The organism is Actinoplanes rectilineatus (assembly GCF_000962825.1).
Taxonomy (GTDB): domain Bacteria; phylum Actinomycetota; class Actinomycetes; order Mycobacteriales; family Micromonosporaceae; genus Actinoplanes; species Actinoplanes rectilineatus.
Map to the genome: position 1 here is coordinate 101,432 of NZ_JZKF01000015.1, position 21,235 is coordinate 122,666.

The 21,235-nt window shown below is 68.0% G+C and carries 11 protein-coding genes; 9 read left to right on the plus strand and 2 right to left on the minus strand.

Annotation, left to right across the window (positions count from 1 at the left end):
* Positions 1 to 4 precede the first annotated feature (4 nt).
* Positions 5 to 679 (minus strand): hypothetical protein, encoded by a 675-nt coding sequence (locus WH85_RS14425; protein ID WP_045742333.1) that lies wholly within the window; start codon positions 677 to 679, stop codon positions 5 to 7.
* 354 nt (positions 680 to 1,033) lie between these two features.
* On the opposite strand from WH85_RS14425, the gene WH85_RS14430 reads away from it, so the two are divergent.
* Genes WH85_RS14430 through WH85_RS14445 form a run of 4 tightly spaced genes read left to right on the plus strand, consistent with a single transcriptional unit; the run spans position 1,034 to position 5,291 of the window.
* Positions 1,034 to 3,910, plus strand: a complete 2,877-nt coding sequence (locus tag WH85_RS14430; RefSeq protein WP_045742334.1) for a nitrate- and nitrite sensing domain-containing protein — start codon at positions 1,034 to 1,036, stop codon at positions 3,908 to 3,910.
* Entirely contained in the window at positions 3,907 to 4,329 is a 423-nt protein-coding gene (locus WH85_RS14435) for a roadblock/LC7 domain-containing protein (RefSeq protein WP_045742335.1), read from the plus strand. Before WH85_RS14430 ends, WH85_RS14435 begins: the two co-directional genes overlap by 4 nt.
* The gene (locus tag WH85_RS14440) at positions 4,319 to 4,711 is read left to right on the plus strand and encodes a DUF742 domain-containing protein (RefSeq protein WP_045742336.1); all 393 of its coding nucleotides are present in this window, start codon (positions 4,319 to 4,321) and stop codon (positions 4,709 to 4,711) included. The genes WH85_RS14435 and WH85_RS14440 overlap by 11 nt, the downstream gene beginning before the upstream one ends.
* On the plus strand, positions 4,692 to 5,291 hold the full coding sequence (locus WH85_RS14445; RefSeq protein WP_045742337.1) for a GTP-binding protein: 600 nt from the start codon (positions 4,692 to 4,694) through the stop codon (positions 5,289 to 5,291). The genes WH85_RS14440 and WH85_RS14445 overlap by 20 nt, the downstream gene beginning before the upstream one ends.
* Positions 5,292 to 5,443: 152 nt before the next feature.
* On the opposite strand, the gene WH85_RS14450 is transcribed toward WH85_RS14445, so the two are convergent.
* Positions 5,444 to 6,871 (minus strand): AfsR/SARP family transcriptional regulator, encoded by a 1,428-nt coding sequence (locus WH85_RS14450; protein ID WP_045742391.1) that lies wholly within the window; start codon positions 6,869 to 6,871, stop codon positions 5,444 to 5,446.
* Positions 6,872 to 7,021: 150 nt separating this feature from the next.
* On the opposite strand from WH85_RS14450, the gene WH85_RS14455 reads away from it, so the two are divergent.
* The 5 genes from WH85_RS14455 to WH85_RS14475 all read left to right on the plus strand — a co-directional run bounded on the left by WH85_RS14455 (position 7,022) and on the right by WH85_RS14475 (position 21,045).
* Positions 7,022 to 7,807: a hypothetical protein gene (locus WH85_RS14455; protein ID WP_045742338.1), complete on the plus strand. Its 786-nt coding sequence runs from the start codon at positions 7,022 to 7,024 to the stop codon at positions 7,805 to 7,807.
* Between the two features lie 166 nt (positions 7,808 to 7,973).
* Positions 7,974 to 8,474: a type 1 periplasmic-binding domain-containing protein gene (locus WH85_RS14460; protein WP_052720464.1), complete on the plus strand. Its 501-nt coding sequence runs from the start codon at positions 7,974 to 7,976 to the stop codon at positions 8,472 to 8,474.
* Positions 8,475 to 8,880: 406 nt separating this feature from the next.
* Positions 8,881 to 19,770, plus strand: coding sequence for a LamG-like jellyroll fold domain-containing protein (locus WH85_RS14465; RefSeq protein WP_045742339.1), 10,890 nt, complete (start codon positions 8,881 to 8,883; stop codon positions 19,768 to 19,770).
* Between the two features lie 4 nt (positions 19,771 to 19,774).
* Positions 19,775 to 20,347, plus strand: coding sequence for a suppressor of fused domain protein (locus WH85_RS48715; RefSeq protein ID WP_157410993.1), 573 nt, complete (start codon positions 19,775 to 19,777; stop codon positions 20,345 to 20,347).
* Between the two features lie 203 nt (positions 20,348 to 20,550).
* Positions 20,551 to 21,045 (plus strand): hypothetical protein, encoded by a 495-nt coding sequence (locus WH85_RS14475; RefSeq protein WP_045742341.1) that lies wholly within the window; start codon positions 20,551 to 20,553, stop codon positions 21,043 to 21,045.
* Positions 21,046 to 21,235 lie beyond the last annotated feature (190 nt).

Sequence of the window (21,235 nt, forward strand, 5' to 3'; positions counted from 1 at the left end):
CTCCTCAGCGGCTGGTGGCGTCGGGCCGCGGGCGGGCGACGCCGGATTCGGTGGAGGTGTTCTCAGTGTCGTGCACGACGCGCGTGGTCGCACCGGTTCCGGGCGTGTCCTCTGTGGCCGGTCGCGGCGCCGGGGTGGTGGACCGCACCGGTTCCTCGCCGAGCAGGTCGGCGAAGAGCGAGCGGTAGTGGACCAGCGCCTGGCGCAGGTCCTCGGTCTCGGTCTCGTCGTTCTTGCTGCGCGCGGTGATCTCGTGCGCGGCGCGGTAGTGCTCCAGGGTGGCGGCGTGCTCGACGGAGAGGTCGGCGAGACGCTCGTCGTAGTCGCCGGTCGGGTACCCGCGCTCGGCGATCAGCCGGGTGACCAACTCGTCGGCGGTCTCGGCGGCTTCCTTCGGGTCGTCGACGAAGCGGATCTGCACTTCTTCCCAGGCGGCCGAGTACTTCGCGCGGGACTCCGCGGAGAGCGGCGTGAGCTCGAGCTGCGCGTGCCGCTTGGTGCGTTCGAGCAGTTCGCGCTCGGCCTCCGTGCGGTTGCCGGTGTCGGCGACCACGCGGTCGTACTCCGGGCCGAAGGTCTGCTGGAGCCGGCGTCGCCGCGTGGCCCGGACACCGAGGACGATCGCGGCCAGCACCAGGAGAACGACGATGATCAGGACGATGGTGGCGGTGGCGGACATCTGGTCCCTCCTTCTTCGTAAGGAGGTATTCCCACCCGCACCCACTCACCAATCCCTATCGACGAAACCCGTCAGAAGTCGGGCGGGTACATCACGGACGGTGGCGCTTTGTTGACGCCGCCTCGCTCCGCTGTCGTAACCCCGACGATCTCGCAAAAAGATCGCGTGCCAATCTGGCTGGACAAACGGGATCTAAGCCTAGGATCTGGTGTCACCGAGAGCTAGCTGAGATGGACGTCATTACGTATTCTGCCGGAGCGCGTCACTCAGACGTGTCGACCGTCCCTTTCTGATCGGTCCGCACGCCGGCGGGCGCGTTGATCGTTTCCTGCCGAACCCCTCGGGCGGAGCCTGATGAGAAGCCGCAACTGGTCGATCCGTTCGAAGATCATCGCGATGAGCGCCGTGCCGCTCACCGCGCTCTTCGCATTGTGGATCTTCGCGATCGTGGCCACCTCCGGTCCGGCCGTGACCCTGCTCAACGCGCGGGACGCGGTGCAGCAGCTCGGCGACCCGGGCCTGCGCCTGATCGCCCAGCTGCAGCGGGAGCGGCACTTCTCCACCATCTACATCTCCGCCGAACGCCCGGCCCGCACCGAACTGGCCCGTGAGCGCGCGGCCACCGACACCGTCGGCGCCGAGTTCCGCAAGGCGGTCTCCGGCGCCGACCTCGACGAGGCGGTGCAGAGTCGGGTCACCGACCTGCTCGACCGGCTCGAGGACGTGCAGGACACCCGCACCGAGATCGACCAGCGCAGCATCACGCTGCTCAACGCCGTGCAGGACTTCAACCGGGCGATCGACGCCGGATTCGAGGTGTTCAGCACCGCGGCGGTCTTCTTCGAGGAACGGGTCGACCGTGAGGTCCGCGGCCTGATCGGCGCGCTACGCGGCCAGGAGTACCTGAGCCGGGTGGACGCGGTGCTGGCCGGCGCCAACACCGAGGGCCGCATCGACGCCGTCGCCCGCGAGACGATGATCGAGGACATCAGCACCTCGCGATACCTCATCGCCTCCGGTGTGGCCGACATGCCCGCCGACGCGCAGGGCGACTACTCCCGGTTGATCACCCATCCGACCTTCATCGAGCTCGACATCATGCAGAACATGCTGATCGGGCAGAGCTACGCCGGTGGCGCGCCGCCGGTCTCCGGCTCCCGCTGGCAGCCCACCTACGACTATGTGTCGCAGGAGCTGCGCAACTTCGGGACGCGCGTGGTCGGCGAGGTCTCCCAGGACGCCATCCCGGTGGCCTTCAGCGTGCTGCTCTGGCTCGCCCTCTCCGGACTGCTCGGCCTGGTCGCCCTGGTCCTGTCGATCTGGGTGTCGGTCCGGGTCGGCCGCTCGATCGTCGGCCGGCTGATCCGGCTCCGCCGCGAGGCCCTGGAACTGGCCTCGGAGCGGCTGCCCTCGGTGGTCCAGCGCCTGCAGCGGGGCGAGGCCGTCGACGTCGACGTGGAGACGCCTCCGCTGGAGTACGGCAGGGACGAGATCGGCCAGCTCGGGCACGCGTTCAGCGACGTACAGCGGACCGCCGTGCAGTCCGCGGTCGACGAGGCCAACGTCCGCCGCGGCATCAACGAGGTGTTCCTCAACATCGCCCGGCGCAGCCAGACGCTGCTGCACCGCCAGCTCTCGCTGCTCGACAAGATGGAGCGCCGGGAGACCGAGCCCCGGGAGCTGGAGGACCTCTACCGGGTCGACCACCTGGCCACCCGGATGCGGCGGCACGCCGAGGACCTGGTCATCCTGGCCGGCGCGGCACCCGGCCGCGGCTGGCGCAACCCGGTCCCGGTGATCGACGTGATCCGCGGCGCGATCAGTGAGGTGGAGGAGTACAAACGGGTCGACATCCGGGCCGTGACGTCCTCCGCGCTGCTCGGCCGGGCCGTCGGCGACGTGATCCACCTGCTCGCCGAGCTGATCGAGAACGCCGCGTCGTACTCGCCGCCGCACACCCGGGTGCAGGTGGTCGGGCAGGTGCTGCCGAACGGCTACGCGATCGAGATCGAGGACCGCGGGCTCGGCATGGAGCCCGACGCGATCACCGAGGCGAACCGCCGTCTCGCCGAGCCGCCGGAGTTCGACCCGGCCGACAGCGCCCGTCTCGGCCTGTTCGTGGTGGCCCAGCTGGCGAACCGGCACAACATCCGGGTCTCGATGCGCGCGTCGGCGTACGGCGGTGTGACCGCGATCGTGCTGGTGCCCGGCGAGCTCGTCACCGCGGGGCCGCGGACCGGGTCCTCCGGCGGCCCGAGCGGCCCGGAGAAGGGCTGGAACGCGCCGCTGGTCGGCACGGGCACCAGCGACCCGGCCCGGGGCTCTCTCGCGGAACTGCAGTGGCAGGGCGGCGAGGAGCTGCAGGAGGTTCCGGTCAACGGCAACCGCGCCACGGCACAGGTGCCGACGCCCGTTCCGGCGGTCGACCCGACCGGCCCGGCGCCGAGCGTGGTCGCCCCCGAGCTGAGCGCCGACGGCCTGGTCCAGCGGCGCCGGGTGAAGCGGGTTCCCCAGCAGATCGAGACCGAGCCGGTGGAGGACACCGAGGCCCGGTCGGTGCCGCGCAACTCGGGGACGGCGGCCGCCGTGCCACCGCCACCCCGGGCCGTTCCCCGCGGTTCCGAGTCCGCCGCGGCAGAGGAGCCGACCATGGTGCAGCCGGTGCGCGCGGTTCCCCGCGGTTCCGGGCCCGCCGCGATCGACGAGCCGATCGACGAGCCGATCGACGAGCCGACCGTGGTACAGCCGTTGCGTTCGGTGCCGCGGGGCTCCGAGCCTGTCGCGGCCGGGGAGCCGGACGCCGGTCCCGGCGAGCCGGACGAGATCACCGCTGCGATGCCCGTCGCCGCCACCGACGACAACCTGCCCCGTCGGGTACGCCAGGCCAGTCTCGCCCCGCAGCTACGCCAGCCGATGGCCCAGCCGTCCGCTGCCGCGCCGGCCCGGTCCCCGGAACAGGTCCGCACGATCATGAGTGCACTGCAGCTGGGCACCAACCGTGGCCGTGTCGCAGCAGCCCGTGTCGAAGCCTCGACCCCCGCGCCGCAGGGCACCGGAAACGCCGCCGATCCGGACGGAACGGCATTTTCCGCAGCGGCTACCGTCAGTTTCCCGGCCCTCGTGGATGTCGCGGCGGCGCGGGAGAAAGCACCATCCGGGACGGACACGGGCGCGGCCGGCGACCGCGCCGGCGATCCCGGTGAGAATCTCAGGCTGGAGAAGGACGCATAGTGGCACAGACGAAGCAGAGCGCGAACCTCACCTGGCTCCTCGACGACCTCGTCGAACGGGTGCCGACGGCACAGCAGGCCGTGGTCCTCTCGGCCGACGGGCTCATGCTCGGCGCCTCCGCCGCGATGGACCGCGAGGATGCCGAACACCTGTCGGCCATGGCGGCCGGCTTCCAGAGCCTCGCCAAGGGCGCGAGCCGGCACTTCCGGGCAGGTCAGGTCCGGCAGACCGTGGTGGAGATGGAGGAGGCCTTCCTCTTCGTCACGGCCGCCGGATCCGGAGCGTGCCTGGCGGTGCTCGCCTCGGCCGACGCCGACCTCGGCCTGATCGCGTACGAGATGGCCATGCTTGTCACACGGGTGGGACAGACGATGAGCGCTCCGGAGCGGACGGTCTTCGCACCGTCCGATGCTCTCTGAGCAGCCGCGTGTGACCCCACACGACTGGCTGGACAACGACGCGGGCCCGGTGGTCCGCCCGTATGCGATGACGCAGGGCCGGGTCGCCCCCTCGGACGGGGAGTTCGACCTGGTCGCCTTCGTCGTCGCCACGGTACCGGACCTGCCGGCCGGCAGTCCGTCCCTGCAACCCGAGCACCACGCCATCGTGGCCGCCGCCTGGGAGCCGATCTCGGTCGTCGAACTGGCGTCTCAGCTGGACCTCTCCATCGGCGTGGTCCGGGTGTTTCTCGGTGATCTACGCTCAGCGGGTCTCATCTCGCTGTACGAACCCCCGGCGGCCACCCAGCCGCACGACGTCGACGTACTCAAGGCGGTTGTCAATGGACTCCGTGCGCTCTGACCGCAACGGCGGCTCGTCGCGCATCCCCGTCGCTCTGAAGATCCTCATCGCGGGGGGTTTCGGCGCCGGAAAGACCACCATGGTCGGGTCGGTGAGTGAGATACGGCCACTCCAGACCGAGGAGGTCCTCACCGCCGCCGACGGTGCCGACGACGTCTCCGGCGTCGAGGGCAAGACCACCACCACGGTCACCATGGACTTCGGCCGGATCACCATCACCGACGACCTCCAGCTGTACCTGTTCGGCACGCCCGGGCAGGACCGCTTCTGGTTCCTCTGGGACGAGCTGTCACAGGGCGCGCTCGGCGCGGTGGTGCTCGCCGACACCCGCCGGCTGGCCGACTGCTTCCCGTCGATCGACTACTTCGAGCAGCGGGGCACGCCGTTCGTGGTGGCGGTGAACTGCTTCGACGCGATGAACCGCTTCTCGCCGGACGCGGTGGCCCGGGCGCTCGACCTGGACCCGGGTGTGCCGGTCGTGCTCTTCGACGCCCGTGACCAGGCCGCCGCCCGCAACGTGCTGATCGAACTGGTGGAGTACGTCGCCCGCCGTCAGTACGCGTCGGCCGCCAGCCGCTAGACACGTTTCGTGGTCAGCGTCCGTGTGGTGACTGGGGATGCCCGGCGCGGCTGAAGTCACCACGCTCCACGTCGGGTGTGGTGACTGGGGGTGCCCGGCGCGGCTGAAGTCACCATGCGGACGGGCTTCGGCGCCCTGACCTCGAAACATGTCTAGACACCTCGCCCGGACGGATCCGGCGGTACGCAGATCAGCCACCGCCGGATCCGGTGCAGCACCCGCCGCGGCAGCAGTCCGCGATCGGCGACCTCCTCCGGCCGTGTGTACGGCCGCCCGGCGACGATCCGGCGTGCCGGCCCCGGCCCGACCCCGGGCATCCGGGCGATCTCCTGCACCGGCGCGTGATTGAGGTCGACCAGCCCGCCGTCGTCGAACGGCCGCAGCAGGTCGGGGCGCCCGATGCCGGCCTGCCGCGCACCGGCCGGGTCGGTGGCGGCGAAGTGCCGGGCCAGTTCCCGCCGGGCCCGCGCCTGATGGTTGTCGCCGGGGTGCGCGGCGAGGACGACGCCGTGTGCCGAGGCGGTCAGGGACAGCACCGGGACCAGCAGCAGTCCGATCTCCTCGGCGCGGCTGAGGTCGCTGCTGTCGACCGGGCTGGGATCGATCAGGAGCAGCACCAGGACGGTCACCGATCCGGCCAGGTAGCCGGCGGCGAACAGAAGTTCCCGCAGACTGCGGCGCTGCGCGGCGGCGTACCCGAAATAGATCCAGGATCCGAGGGCGCAGAGCACGATCGGGGCCAGGGCGGCGGCGGCCATCTCCAGCCAGGGCCGGCCTCTCTCCGGCTGATCGGTCTCCCCGAGCGGCGCGCCGGGCCTCTCCTCGGCCGGGGTGAACGCCTCGGTGCGCAGGATCCGGCGGTGTTCCGCCTGCATCCGCGCGCCGGGTTCGGCACCCAGCTCGTCCAGGAAGAACTCCCGGGCGTCACGGAACGCGGCCAGCGCCTCGGCCTGTCGGCCACTGCGCTCCAGCGCGATCATCAACTGCACCCGCAGACCCTCGTGCAGCGGAAACTCCTGGATCATCCGGTTCAGCCCGGCGACGACGGCGGACGCGTTGCCGCGATCCAGCTCGATCGTGGACCAGAGTTCCCCGGCCGTGGCCCGTTCCTCGGCGAGACGGATCCGCGCCGACTCGAAGACCGGCCCGGTGAGACCGCCGAGCGGCTCGCCGTGCCACATGTCCAGGGCACCCCTGACCAGCCCGGCGGCGTCCGTGAGCCGGCCTGCCCGGTGCTGTTGGGCGGCCAGGGTCAGCGCGGACCGGAACGCGTCCAGGTCCAGGGCGCCCTCCGGAACCCGTAGCAGATAACCGCCGTCGGTCAGGGCGAGCAGTTCCCGGTCCGGTTCCAGTGCCCGGCGCAACCCGGCGACGTATTTCTGCACGACGTTGGTGCCGTTCTCCGGCGGGCCGTCGCCCCAGACCGCGTCGACGATCCGGCGGACCGGCACCGGACGGCCCGGCTCCAGCAACAGGACGGCGAGCACCGCGCGCTGTTTCGCCGGCCCCAGATCGAGGGCCACCGGGCCGCGGAAGGCCCGCACCGGGCCCAGGATCTCGAATCGCGGGCCGTCACTCACCAGCCCATCCACCCCCTGTGACCAGCACTGACGTGACATGGCAGCGGAACGGCAGTCTGCCGCAGCATAGCCGCAGAGCGATGGCAGCGGGGGCGTCGAGTCTTCGATGCGTCAGGCACCGTTCACCCCGTTGGAAAGAGACGTGGACCGATGAACATTCGGACCGTACGCATCGCTCTGCTCGCCTCGGCGGCCCTCACCGGCACCGTCCTCACCGGATGCGGCACCGTCGGCGAGGTCGTCGAGAAGGCGGCGAAACCGCCGACCCCGGCCGAATCGCTGCTCGCTGCCGTCCCCCACGACAAGACCCCGATCTTCCGGTACGCGGTGAAGGGCACCGCCATGCCGCAGCGGGGCGTGCTGGACATCGCCGGCGGCATCGCCAGTGTCGAGTACAGCGAGAAGATCGCCGATGCCGGCGGCATCCGGTTGACCACCAAGGCTGTGCTCACCGCCGACCGTTCCTGGGTGAAGATCGCCTTCACCGACGTGCCGGACGGCGTGGACCTGCCGAAGTTCCCGAAGAAGTGGATGGAGCTGGACCGCACCCGGCTCAGCCCGGAGATCGCCGAGGACGTGACCTACCGGGGTGAGACCGATCCGGGTTTCGTCAGCACCCTGGTGGAGGCGTCGGCCGGCCTGGCCGAGACCAGCCCGGGCCACTTCGCCGGCACCACCGACCTGAGCCGCTCGATGGAGGCGGAGATCATCGACGAGAAGCAGCTGGCGGCGCTGGGCGACGCGGCGAAGTCGGCCCCGTTCGAGGCCACCGTGGACGACCAGGGTCGGCTGCGGACGGCAGCCGTCACCATCCGGCTGAAGAAGACCGTCACCTACCGGGTCACCTACGACCGGTACGGCGAGGCGGCCGCGCCGAGGATCCCGTCGAACGTGATCGCCGCACCGGACGTCGTCTACGAGACGGTGGCCGGCTGATCCACCCGGACCGGTGGTGGCGTGGAGCGACGGGGGTCCACGCCACCACCCTCGGCTTGACGGCGTGGGTACGCTCTGCGCCGTGCTGGGTGGACGGGTTGACAAGCGGTTACACGGTTCGGCGACGACGGGCGGGGGTTCCGGCCGACGGCTTCCGGGTCGGCCGGTGTGGTGGGCGGCCGGCGCCGCCGGTGTGCTGGTGGCCGCCGGGGTGCTGACCTGGGCACTCTGGCCGGGCACCGAGCGGCCGGATCCGCGGTCCCGCGTCTACACCGAGGCGTCGGCGTGCCTGCTCACCCCGGCTGCGGGCGTGGTGGACGAGGCGGTCGTGCCGGTGTGGGCGGGCATGCAGCAAGCCTCCACGGAGACCAGCGGCAAGGTCAGCTACCTGGAGGTGGACGGCCCGCAGACCAGCGAGAACGCCTCGACGTTCCTGGCGACTCTGGTGCAGGGCGACTGTGATCTGGTTCTCGCCGCGGGCGCGGCCCCGGCAGACGCGGTGGTCCGGTTCGCCGGCCAGTTCCCCCGAACGAGGTTCGTCGCGATCGGGTCGTCGCAGGACCGGGCCCTGTCCAACGTGGTCCGGGTCGACGAGACCGATGCCGCGCAGGTGACGGCCCGCGTTCACGATCTGGTTGCCGAGGAGTTGCGTTCGGCAACCGAGTGAAACCCTCGAGCATGCGCGGTTCGGCTGTGAGGAACCTGTCATCGCCCAAGGTCGTTTTGGGGTGGGCTGAGTGTTTACCAGTGGGAACGTCCTCGGGGCCACGTATTCGATGTGACCGACCTCTCACCTCGAACGGGTTTCCGGATCGTCGGGGCGGCGTCCTGGCCCGGAGGTTCTCCGGAGGGTAAGGGGATCGTCGCAGGTGGCGGCATTGTCCAACGTGGTGCGTGAGAGTAGTGGGATGGTGGCCGGGAGTGGTCACGGTGATCACTCTCCGGCTGTCGAAGATCCGCTATCGGTCACCGAGGGTTCGTCGCCCATCCATTTAAGTATTCAAGATCTTTCGTAGCGTCACCTGATCGTGCACACTGCTCCCCGCTGTTGATGTTGGCGGGGGGATTCGGCGATGCGCCGGGGTACGAATCGGATCGCGGTGTTGTCCGCGATCGTTCTTGCGTTGACGGTGGGTGCACCCGTCGGCGCCGTGGAGAAACCGGAGCTTCCGGTCTCCTGGCTTCTGTCGCTGCTGGAGGCGAGGCCGCTGCTGGCCGGGCCGCCGCCGGCACCGGAGCAGCAGGAGGGTTCCGCCGAGGGGCGGGACGCCACCTATGACGACACCAAGGAGCCGGGTGGCGCCGGGCGGGCGGCGACGCCGGTCAAGAACGCGCTCGACGCGTACGAACCGTACGACCCGAACAAGCCGAAGAAGACCACCGGCGAGATCGTCGAGGGTTTCGACGAGAAGACCAGTGAGCAGGACGAGAGCCTGTCCACGCAGCGGTCCGAGGTCTTCGACAACGCCGACGGTTCGGTCACCACGAAGACGTACCCGCGCCCGGTGAACTTCCAGGACGGCGACGGCGAGTGGAAGCCGATCGACGTCGACCTGGAGCGCCAGTCGGACGGCCGTCTGCACGCCGCCGCGAACAGCCTGGAGACGTCGGTCGCCACGGCGGTCGAGATCCCCGAGGCGGTGACGCCGGCCCCCAGTGCGAGCCCGAGCGAAAGCCCCAGCGCGGCTCCGAGCCCGAGCGAGACCCCCGAGGCCGAGGCCGAGGCCGAGGCCGAGACCGGGACCCTTCTCTCCAACCTCGAACTCCCCACCGGCGAGAGCGTCGGATACTCCCTGGTCGGTGCCGCCCCGGTCACCGCGCGGGTCGACGGCAACGTCGCCACCTACCCCGGCATCCTGCCGCAGACCGACCTCGAACTGGAGACCTTCGACTCCGGCATCAAGGAGACGATGGTCCTGCAGTCGCCGCAGGCCGCGAACTCCTGGATCTTCCCGCTGACCTTGAAGGGGCTGACCCCGCGGGCTGCTGCCGACGGTGGCATCGAGCTGCTGAACAAGGACGGCAAGGCGGTCGCCTGGTTCCCGCGCGGTTCGATGAAGGACTCGCTGGTCGACCCGAAGTCGGGTTCGCCGGCCGAGTCGACCGCCGTCGCCTTCGAGATCATCGAATACCAGGGCGGTTCCGCCCTGAAGGTCGAGGCGGACCGGGCCTGGCTGAACGACCCGGCGCGCGTCTATCCGGTACGGGTCGACCCGACGCAGACCACCGGCACCACCGGTGACGTGATGATCGACAACGACTCGAGCACCGACAACAACGGCGACAACCTGCCGGTCGGTACGTACAACGGTGGCACCACGAAGGCGCGTTCGTTCATCCACTTCGACGACTTCGCCACCGACGGTTTCAAGGGCAAGCGGATCACCGCGGCCAAGCTGAAGCTCTACCTGACCTGGGCGTACAGCTGTGACACCGACCGGGTGTTCCAGGTGCGGGAGAGCACCGAGAAGTGGACGGTCGCGGACCTGGCCACGAAGACGTCGGTCAGCCAGTCGCCGTCCTACTCGGCGGCGATCGGCACGCTGACCGTCACCGACCCGGGCGCGGCCTGCACCAACTCGGCCGCGAACCGCAGCGTCGGCAAGTGGGTCACGGTGAACTTGGACGCCGCTGTCATCGACGGCTGGTCGAAGGGTGAGGCCAACTACGGTCTGGCGCTGACCGCGTCGGAGACCGACAGCTACGCCTGGAAGCGGTTCACCTCGGCGAACCACAGCTCCGGTACGTACAAGCCGGTGCTGGAGCTGACCTACAGCAACAACGTGCTCCCGCAGGTCAACGTGCGGTACCCGGCGAACAACGCGGTGCTGTCGACGCTCACCCCGGAGCTGCTGGCCAAGGGTTCGGATGCGGACAAGTGGCCGAACAAGGGTCTGACCTACGTCTTCACGGTGCTGGACACCGACGGCAAGACGATCGTCACCTCGCCGGCGGTGACCGGCGCCTGGACGGTTCCGGCGGGCAAGCTGTCCTGGAACAGCACCTACCTGTACACGGTCCGGCCCTATGACCAGGTCGGCTACGGTTCTTACACGCCGGCGTACGCGTTCTCGACGAATGTTCCGCAGCCGGTGGTGACCGGAAACCTGGCGCAGAACGGCGGCAAGGGTTTCGACTCCAGCATCGGTAACTACACGACGTCGGCGACCGACGCGAACGTGGCGACGGTGGGCCCGTCGCTGGCGATCGAGCGGAGTTACAACAGCCTGGACACCCGGCGGAACACCGCCTTCGGCGTGGGTTGGGCGAGCATTCTCGACGCCAAGGCGTCGCAGGTGGTCGATGCCGCGAACACCATTCAATCGGTACGCGTGACCTACCCGACCGGTTCCGAGGTGGCGTTCGGCCGTACCTCGACCGGCACGTACGTTCCGCCGTCCGGTCGCTTCTCCACCTTCGTCGAGACGAAGAGCGGCACCACGGTCACCGGGTACACGCTGACCGACAAGGACGCCACGGTCTACACCTTCGGGCGGTCGGCCGGCTCGGGTGTCTTCCGGCTCACCGCGGTCACCGACGCGAACGGTCGTTCGCTGACCATCGGGTACGGCACGGACGGCAACCCGTCCATGCTGACCAGCGCCTCCGGCCGGAAGCTGACCGTCGCCTGGTCGACGCCGGTGGGTGGGACCGCCCCGCGGGTGGCCACCATCGCCACCGACCGGGTGGACGCGGCGAACCCGGACAGTGCGAACACCTGGAAGTACTCGTACACCGGTGACCAGCTCACCGAGGTGTGCCAGCCGAACGACTACACCAAGTGCTGGAAGTACGAGTACGCCGCCACCTCGCAGCACGGCAACACGGTCCTGAACAACGACCCGACCGCGTACTGGCCGCTGAACGAGGCGGCCGGCAAGACCGTGGCGCAGAGCCGGGTGCTGGCGAACGCCGGCAAGGACTCGGCCCGGTACAACGCGGTCACCCTCGGTACCGCCGGTGGACCGCTGGCCGGCAGCACCGGCACGGTGGCCACGTTCAACGGCACCAGCTCGTACGCCCAGCTGCCCGCGAACCTGATCGGTGACGGTCAGTACCAGTCGGTCAGCATGTGGTTCAAGACGGCCACCGCCGGCGGTGTGCTGCTGAGCTACAACGCCGACCCGATGAGCAAGGGCACCACCACCAGCAACTACACGCCCGCGCTGTACATCGACAAGAACGGGAAGCTGCGCGGCGAGTTCTGGATGGGCGCGGCCACGCCGATCACCTCGACGATCGCGGTCACCGACAACAAGTGGCACCACCTGGTGCTGGCCGGCGACGGCGACAGCCAGCGGCTGTACCTGGACGGCGCCGCCACCGGTGCGGCGCTGACCGGCACGATCGCCTCGTTCGCCAACGGCTCGTTCGCCAACATCAACGTCGGTGCGGGGTACGTCGGCAACAGCTGGCCGGACCACGCCAACACCAGTGTCACTCCGGCCAAGGCCACCTACTTCACCGGCCAGATCTCCGACGTGGCGTTCTTCAACCAGACCGTCACCGCCGGGATGGCAGCGTCCCTCGCCCAGTCCGGGACCACCGCGCAGCCGGTGCTGACCGGTGTGGTCCGTCCGAGTGGCGGGGTCACCGCGAAGGTCGCGTACGACACGGTCTCCGGCCGGGTCGCGAAGGTGACCGACGAGAACGGCGGCGACTGGGTCCTCAGCGATCCGAGCGTCGTCGGCAGCAGCCTGGTGTACGCGGGTGCGGTGCTCGGCGCCAAGCCGCGGGACTACTGGCGGTTCACCGAGACCGACGCCGCCGAGGCGGTCAACGAGGTGGCCGGCGGGACCGCCGTCTACAACGACGTGACGCTCGGTGGCACCACCGGCAGTGGACCGTTCGCGGACACCACCGCCGCCCAGTTCAACGGGACCTCGTCGTACATCGAGCTGCCGACCGAGGACATCCCCGGCACCGGACCGCACAGCGTCGAGATGTGGTTCAAGATGCCGTCCGGTTCCACCAAGGGCGGTGTCCTCTACGCCTCGCAGATCCAGCCGACCGACGAGGCCACCACCAGCGGCTGGACCCCGGCGCTGTACGTCGGCATCGACGGCAAGCTGCGCGGCGGGTTCTGGACCGGCTCGACGGCCAACCAGGCGGTCACCACCAAGACGGTGAACGACGGCAAGTGGCACCACGTCGCACTGGCCGCCACCACCAACTCGCAGACCCTGTACCTCGACGGTGCCAAGGTCGACACCAAGTCGGGTGCACTGGTGGCGTACGGCGCCGAGCACGCGTACATCGGCACCGGCCGCTGGTCGGGCGGCTGGCCGTCGCACGGCACCGCGGACATCGGCTGGTGGCCGGGCGCGATCGCCGAGGCCGCCGTCTACGACAGCACGCTGACCGAGGCGCAGATCGTCGACCACGTCGAGACGGTCAAGCAGACCGTGCCGGTGGCCATGACGATGATCTCCGGGACGGCCAAGGCGATCGCCATGCCGGTCTCCCAGGTCACCGTCACCACCCCGGCGAAGGCCACCCAGATCTCGCACTTCGACCTGGTCAACGGCAACCGGATGGTCGCGCAGACCGACGAGCGGGGCAAGACCACGCAGTACGGGTACGACGTCGGTGGCTTCTCCAACATGGTGTACGACCCGAACGGTGTGCTGACCCAGACGTTGCAGGACGTCCGGGGCAACACGATCCAGTCGATCACCTGTCAGGACCAGAACGCCAAGAAGTGCTCGTCGGTGTACTTCTCGTACTTCCCGGACGCCACTACCAAGACGCTCACCCCGAACCCGAAGAACGACCTGCTGCTCACCACCCGGGACGGTCGTTCGTCGTCGGCCACCGACAACACCTACCTGACCACCAACGAGTACGACGCCAAGGGCAACCAGACGGCGGTGACCGACGCGCTCGGACGGGTCACCCGGACCACGTACACCGACGCGACCACCGTTGCCGCCGACGGGGGCACCCCGCCCGCCGGCCTGCCGCTCACCATGGTGACGGCGGGCGGCGCACGGCAGTCGGTCACCTACTTCAAGTCCGGTGACGTCGCCCAGGTGACCGAACCGAACGGGGCGATCACCCGCTTCGTCTACGACGCGCTCGGCCGGGCCGTGACCCAGACCGAGGTCAGCAGCGCGTACCCGGACGGGGTCGTCACCACCAACACCTACGACCGGATGGACCGGCTGGTCACCCAGCTCGACCCGCCGATCACCAACCGGGTCACCGGTGCGGTGCACACCCAGCTCGCCACCACGGTCTTCGACGCGGACGGCAACGTCCTGGAGGAGCGCGAGGAGGACACCACCGGCGGTGACGACCCGCGGGTCGAGAAGCACGGATACAACGGGTACGGCCAGGAGATCACCTCCACCACGCCGGGCGGGGCGACCACCACCTTCGCGTACGACTCCTCGGGCCGGATGACCCTGCAGACCAGCCCGGACGGCACGGTCACCTCAAGCGAGTACGACGCGGCCGGCAACGTCGTCAAGACGTGGCTGCACGACTACACCGGTGACCCGAACAACCCCTCGTCGCCGGAGAAGCACCTGGTCGAGGAGAACACCTACGACAACGCCGGACGTCTCTCCACCGAGATCGACGCGATGAAGTGGGTCACCACCTACACGTACACCGACAACGGGCTTCCGGCGAAGACCGTCCGGTCGAACGGCGACGAGTCCTTCGTCCTGGAGGACAACTCCTACGACGCCGACGGCAACATCCTCACCGAGGTCACCAACAACGGCCGGACCGTCGTCGCGCACACCTGGGACGCTGCCGGGCGGGAGACCTCCACGACGTCCGACCCCGGTGGCCTAAACCGCACCACCGTCAACACCTACGACGTCGACGACAAGGTCGTCCGGGTCGAGCAGAAGGACGCCTCCGGCACGGTCCTCTCCAAGATCGAGGCCCTGTATGACAAGGCCGGCCGAGTGCTCGCGCAGACCTCGTACCCCTCGAAGGATCAGGGTCCGGTCGCGCGCTGGAAGCTGAACGAGGGCACCGGCACGCGGCTCGCGGACAGCGCCGGCAACAGCACGCTGACCACCAGGGACGGTGTTTACTGGAGCACCGAGCGCGGCGGTTCCGCATACTTCAGCGACGAGACATCGATCACGACCACCGGACCGGTCGTCGACACCCGGCGCGACTTCACCGTCTCCGCCTGGGTGAACCTGTACTCCACCGGCTGGACCCAGCGGATGGTGTCCGGTGGTGGTGGTGACCAGCAGTCGCCGTTCGACCTCTCCTACGACGAGGGTCAGAAGGCCTGGCGGTTCGCCACGGTCGGCGCGGACGCCGCGAACACGTCGGCCATCAACGTCGCCAAGTCCACCACCGCCCCGGTGGCCGGGCAGTGGACCCACCTGGCCGGCACCTACGACGCGACGGCCGGCATGCTGCGCCTGTACGTTAACGGCAAGGCCGAGGGCACCGACACCGGTAAGGCGTTCGGTGCGAACAGCTCGATCATCCTGGGCGCCGCGGACTGGAACGGCGCGAAGGGCGACTTCCTCGCCGGTGGGCTCAGCGACGTCCAGCTCTACCAGCGGGCGCTGAGCGCCACCGAGGTCACCGCGCTCGCCGCGGGCACGCTGACCGCGGCGGACAACCGGACCAGCCGGACCAGCTACACGTACGACGAGAACGACGACGTCACCTCGGTGACCGACCCGAACGGCCACACCAGCTACACCACGTACGACCAGAACGGCGGCGCGGAGAAGACGACCGCACCCGCCGCGATGGCCGAGTCCCTGGAGAAGGGCGCGTCCCTCGCGAACGCGGTCTCCTGGACCGGGTACAACACGTACGGCGAAGTCACCGACACCAAGGACGCCCTCGGCAACTGGTCCGTGACGTACTACGACGCGGACGGCCGGCCGACGCTGCAACGGGCGCCGACCTACACACCGCGGGACGGCTCGGCGCCGATCACCCCGGAGACGATCTACACCTACACCGCATCCGGTGAGGCGAAGACGATCACCGACCCGATGGGCAACGTCACCCGCTTCGAGTACGACCAGCTCGACCGGATGTCCAAGACCGTCGCGGCGGACGGCAGGGAGACGACCTACACGTACGACAAGGTCGGTGATCTGCTCTCCACCACCGACCCGACCGGCGCCGTCTCCTCGATGACCTGGGACTACCTGGGTCGCCAGGTGACCAGCAGCGATCTGGTCCGGCAGGACGGCAAGACCTACACCACGACCAACGAGTACGACCAGTACGGCCGGCAGACCGGTGTGGTCTCGCCGGACGGCATCCGCCAGACCACCGAGTACAACGCCCTCGGCGAGCCGGTGTCGGTCAAGGACGCCGCGAACAACGTCACCAAGGTCGAGTACGACGGGCTGGGCCAGGTCGTCAAGACGATCCTCGCCGACAACAGCTACAGCACCACCACGTACGACGCGGTCGGCCAGCCGGTCGCCGCGGCCTCCTACTCCGCCGCCGGCGCGCGGCTGAGCGGCACCAGCACCGAGTACGACGCGGCCGGCAACACGATCGCCGTCACCGACGCCCGGGGCACCCGGAGCACCTACGAGTACGACGCGACCGGCCTGCTGGTGGCGGAACGGCAGCCGATCAACGGCTCGGATGCGATCGAGACGTCCTTCGGGTACGACCTGGAGGGCAACCAGACGCGGTTCACCGACGGACGGAAGAACGCGTTCTGGTCCTCGTACAACTCCTGGGGTCTGCGCGACGCGCAGATCGAGCCGGAGACGGCGGCCCACCCGGCACTGGCCGACCGCACCTTCACGACCGTGTACGACGCGGGCGGCCGGGCGGTCAAGCAGATCCAGCCGGGCGGCGTGACCGTCACCAACAGCTACGACATCCTGGGCCAGCTCACCGGCCAGAAGGGCGCGGGCGCGGAGGCCGACACGGTCGACCGTGAGTTCCAGTACGACGCCGGTGGGCGGATCAAGGAATTCTCCGGGGTACGGGGTTCGAACGAGATCACCTATGACGACCGCGGTATGCCCCGGTCGATCAAGGGAACCTCGGGCGACTCGGCCTTCACCTACACCGGCGACGGGTCGCTGAAGTCCCGCGTCGACGCGGCCGGGACGACGAAGTTCGACTATGACACCGCCGGCCGACTGTCGAAGACGTCGAACGCCGACAAGAACGTCGACCAGACGTACACCTACAACAACCTCAACGCCGTTACCAAGGTCCAGTACGGGACGGGTAACAAGCGGTCGTTCACCTATGACGCGCAGCAGCGTCTGACCGGCGACGAATTGACGTCGGCATCGGGTGCCTCGCTGGCGAAGATCGAGTACGGATGGAACGCCAACGACAGCATGGTCTCGAAGAAGACCACCGGCTTCGGCGGCGCGGCGGCGATCAGCAACACGTACACGTACGACCTGGCGGACCGTCTGACCTCGTGGAACGACGGGTCGAAGACCACCGCTTACGCGTACGACAAGTCGGGTAACCGGCTCCAGAACGGCGACCACCTCTTCACCTACGACGCCCGGAACCGCCTCCTGACCGGTGACGGATCCACGTACACGTACACGGCTCGTGGTTCGCTGCGGTACGCCGGTTCGGCCGAGACGAAGACCGACGCGTTCGGCCAGGTCGCCTCCCAGGCCGCCGCATCCGGCGGAACCGTCCAGAAGTACGAGTACGACGCCCTCGGCCGGGTTGTCAAGGACGGCTTCTCGTACACGGGCAGCGACAACGACCTCGCCGCGGACGGCCAGTCCACGTACGTTCGGGGCGCGGCCAACGAGGTGCTCGCCGAGTCCGGTGAGGCCGGCACCCGGTACGCCTGGACCGATCTGCACAGTGACCTGGTCGGGCAGTTCACCGCGACCGGCGCGTCCCTGGACGCCTCGGTGGTGTACGACCCGCTGGGCAAGGTCGTCGGCAGTGCCGGCGGCATGATCGGCAGCCTGGGCTATCAGTCGGAGTGGACCGACACGACGACGAGCCGGGTCAACATGATGGCCCGCTGGTACAACGTCGACACCGGCCAGTTCGACACCCGCGACACCGCCTCCAACAGCCCGGTCGGCAACTCGGTCGCCGCCAACCGCTACCAGTACGGCGACGCCAACCCGCTGACCACCATGGACCCCACCGGTCACTGGGGCTTCAGCTCGATGATCAAGAGCGCGGTGCGTTCCGTCTCGTCGACGGTGTCCCGGGCCACCAGCTACGTCTCCTCGTACACGGCCTCCGCCTACAGCTACGCGCGGAGCACGTACCACGCCGCCAAGACCGTCGTGAAGAGCACGTACAAGGCGGCGAAGAAGGTGGTCAAGGCCGTCCACAAGACGGTCAAACGGGTCGCCAAGGCGGTCTCGAAAGCCAAGCGGTACGTCCACAAGGCCATCAAGAAGGTCAAGGCGGCGACGAAGAAGTTCGTCAAGGCAGCCGTCAAGAAGGCCGCCAAGATAACCAAGGCCGTCGTCAAGAAGGCCAAGGCAGCCGGCAAGCTGGTCAAGGCCGTCGCCAAGCGGGTGGTCAAGAACCCGGTCGCGGCGATCAAGGACGCGGCGAAAGCCACCGCCAAGTTCGTCGTCAAACACAAGGACACCATCCTCGAGGTGGCCGCCATCGGCCTCGGCGTGGTGGCCGGCCTGGCCTGCACGGCCGTCACGGCCGGCGTGGGCGCGGTGGCCTGCATGGTCGGCGCCGGCGCCCTGATCAACCTGGCGAAGGACGCCGCCCAGGGCGACATCCACTCCATCGGCGACGCCCTCGGCTCCCTCGGCACCGGCGCCCTCTCCGGCCTGGCCGGCGGCGCCGGCGGCGCCATCGCAGGCAAGGTCGGCACCCTGGTAGCCGGCAAGGTCGGCACCGGCCTGATGGGCCGCGTAGCCACCGAGGCCGTCGAAAACGGCGTCGAGGACGTCGTGACCCAGGCGGTGACGACCGGCCGGGTGAACCCCAAGGCCGCGGTCATGGGCATGGTCCCCGGCATGAGCGCCCTGACCGGCGGAGGCAAAAAGGGCGGCAGCTCCGGCGGCGGCCTGCAAATGGCCACCGGCACGATCAGCCTCGGCCTGAACTTCACCGGCGGCGCCTCCTGCCCGAACACCAGGAAGCCCAAGCACAGCTTCGATCCCGATACGCCGGTTCTGATGGCCGACGGTTCAGAGCGCCCGATCGAGGACGTCAACGTGGGCGACGAAGTCGTCGCCACTGACCCGGAGTCGGGTGAGTCGACGTCGCAGCAGGTCACTCAGTTGCACTTGAACACCGACCACGAGTTCACGGACCTGACGGTCGTCGACCAGGACGGTAAGTCCACGGTCCTCAACACCACTCAAAACCACCCGTTCTGGAACGAGACGGATCAGGCCTGGACCGACGCTGAGAATCTGGAGCCGGGCGACCAGCTCAAGGTCATCGGCGAGGGAACCGTCACCGTTCAGAGCGTCCGTAACTACGAGGACAGCAAGGAGATGCGCGACCTTACGGTCGCCGTCGTCCATACGTACTACGTACTTGCTGGTGACGAACCCGTTCTTGTCCACAACTGTGGCAATCAAGATGCAGGTCACGGTACGGGATGTAGATGTGAAGAAGGGTTTAGTCCTACCGATTCGAGAGGTCACTTCCTTCCGAATCCGAATGGACTGGTGGCTGGGGAACTTAATGATCAGGGCCTCATGCGCGGAACCAATGCAACCGGCTTCAACTCAAGCCGAGGAAGTTTCCGTGCGGATACGGTGGACAAGGCCTGGAAGAGCGGTACGCCCGGTCCTACAGGTGGAATTATGTGCCCGAGGCAGGGTCCGAACTGTGTTGGTGAAGTCTTCCAGAATCCGTCCGGTGATCAGAAGACGGGCGACTTGGGGCATTATCCCATTGCTCACACAAACCGCTGGTATCCGAACGATCGCGCGAAGGCGTTGGATCTTTATAATCAGGATATTCGGATTGAATGCATTCCGTGTAACCGGGGTGCTGGCAACCGTCAGGACGGTGTAGTGTGAGCGGGTGCCTTTACTTGTAGATCATCTTGAGGGTCGCCTGGGGCGGCTTGAAATGAGCTGGTCCGGGTCGCCTCAGGAGGGTCTTCCGACCTTCAATGTGGGCTGCTTCGCCGGCGGCGTCTTTGCTGGCGTCGCCGGCTATTCCACGCTGGGGCTGAGTAAGTTGCCCTTGCATGAACGCGGTCACAGCAGGCACTTCTTCATCGAATTTATTTCTGCTGTACGCAGTTCGAATGAGACCGTGCGTGACTCTCTGCTGGGGGTGTTCGAATTCATTTGGTCGAAATGCGTCGATTCTCGCGAAGTTGTACTGCGTGGAGATGTGGTGAAATTGCCCGATGGTCTCGTTTTGGGAGAAAGATTCACTCATCTTTATGCGGCGTTGCCGGTCTACTATGACGGTGACTTCAAGTCGGTCGTGGTGGAGGATGGAAAATCGGTCGCCATCGTGTGGCTGATTCCCATTGCTGCCGACGAGGCAAGAATCGTTGCGGAGCAGGGTTGGGAGAAGTTCGAGCAGAGGTTAGTGGAGCGGGATCCTGACTTGATGGATTTCGCGAGAGATTTGGTTAGCTGAACTCTCTGAAGGGATCCGGCGAAAAGGAATGCGCGACTGCGGTTCGCCGATCTCTGATCCCTGTTCGCCAGCCAACCGTTTCTGTCAGCGAAAACAGTGCCTTCCTACTTGCTGCGGCGTGCCCTGGAAACCGCCCTCGAGCTGTGGCAGCATCTGTTCTGCACCGCTGATGACGGTATGGCGGATGAAGGAGTAGAGACGCGATGTCGGCGTTCAGTTTTGCGGAGGCTATCTGCGGGCAGTTCGACTATGAGCTGATCCGCGCGGGTGGCGTCTCGGTCTGTGCTGATCCCGAGACCCTGGCGAGGTTCGTCGAGCGGCTGTCCGAGCTTGGGTACTCGGTCGCTGAATCCGTGTATGACGGTGTGTCGCTGGTGTCCTTCTCGAACAGCCTCATCGGTGCGATCCCGATGTACTCGCATTACGAGTACGGGCCGGGGAATTTGAACTCCCTGCACGGGATGCTCCAAGACTTGGAGGTTGGCCGAGGCCTCGGACTGCTCTTTGTTATTCGAGGCTTCGACCAGGCATTTTCCGCCGACGCGAAATGGGCGGTCGACTTCCTGGACATCCTGCAACTCGCCTCCTACGACCGCCTGCTCATGGGGCAGCGGCTGATCATCCTGGTCGAGTTGCTGGACGGGTCGATCAAGTTGCCTCGGCTCGGCGGGTTCGAGCCGGACCGGTATCCGTCCTGATCGGAAGTGTCCGGAAAGTGCGCGCCGATTTCGCGTCGTCGCTGCGTGGCATTCCGTCACTGATCGGTGTGCGGGTGACCGACCTGGATGTGGCGGACGCCTGCCGCAGGTTAGAAGCCGGAGGCTACGAGGTTCGGCCTGTGCTGCGGGAGTTCATCGAGAACTTCGGGGAGCTGACGTCTACGGGAAT

Bases quoted from the DNA above. Each gene is read 5' to 3' on its own strand.
- WH85_RS14425 (WP_045742333.1), bottom strand. From the start codon at position 679: ATGTCCGCCACCGCCACCATCGTCCTGATCATCGTCGTTCTCCTGGTG.
- WH85_RS14430 (WP_045742334.1), top strand. From the start codon at position 1,034: ATGAGAAGCCGCAACTGGTCGATCCGTTCGAAGATCATCGCGATGAGC.
- WH85_RS14440 (WP_045742336.1), top strand. From the start codon at position 4,319: ATGCTCTCTGAGCAGCCGCGTGTGACCCCACACGACTGGCTGGACAAC.
- WH85_RS14445 (WP_045742337.1), top strand. From the start codon at position 4,692: ATGGACTCCGTGCGCTCTGACCGCAACGGCGGCTCGTCGCGCATCCCC.
- WH85_RS14455 (WP_045742338.1), top strand. From the start codon at position 7,022: ATGAACATTCGGACCGTACGCATCGCTCTGCTCGCCTCGGCGGCCCTC.
- WH85_RS14465 (WP_045742339.1), top strand. From the start codon at position 8,881: ATGCGCCGGGGTACGAATCGGATCGCGGTGTTGTCCGCGATCGTTCTT.
- WH85_RS14475 (WP_045742341.1), top strand. From the start codon at position 20,551: ATGTCGGCGTTCAGTTTTGCGGAGGCTATCTGCGGGCAGTTCGACTAT.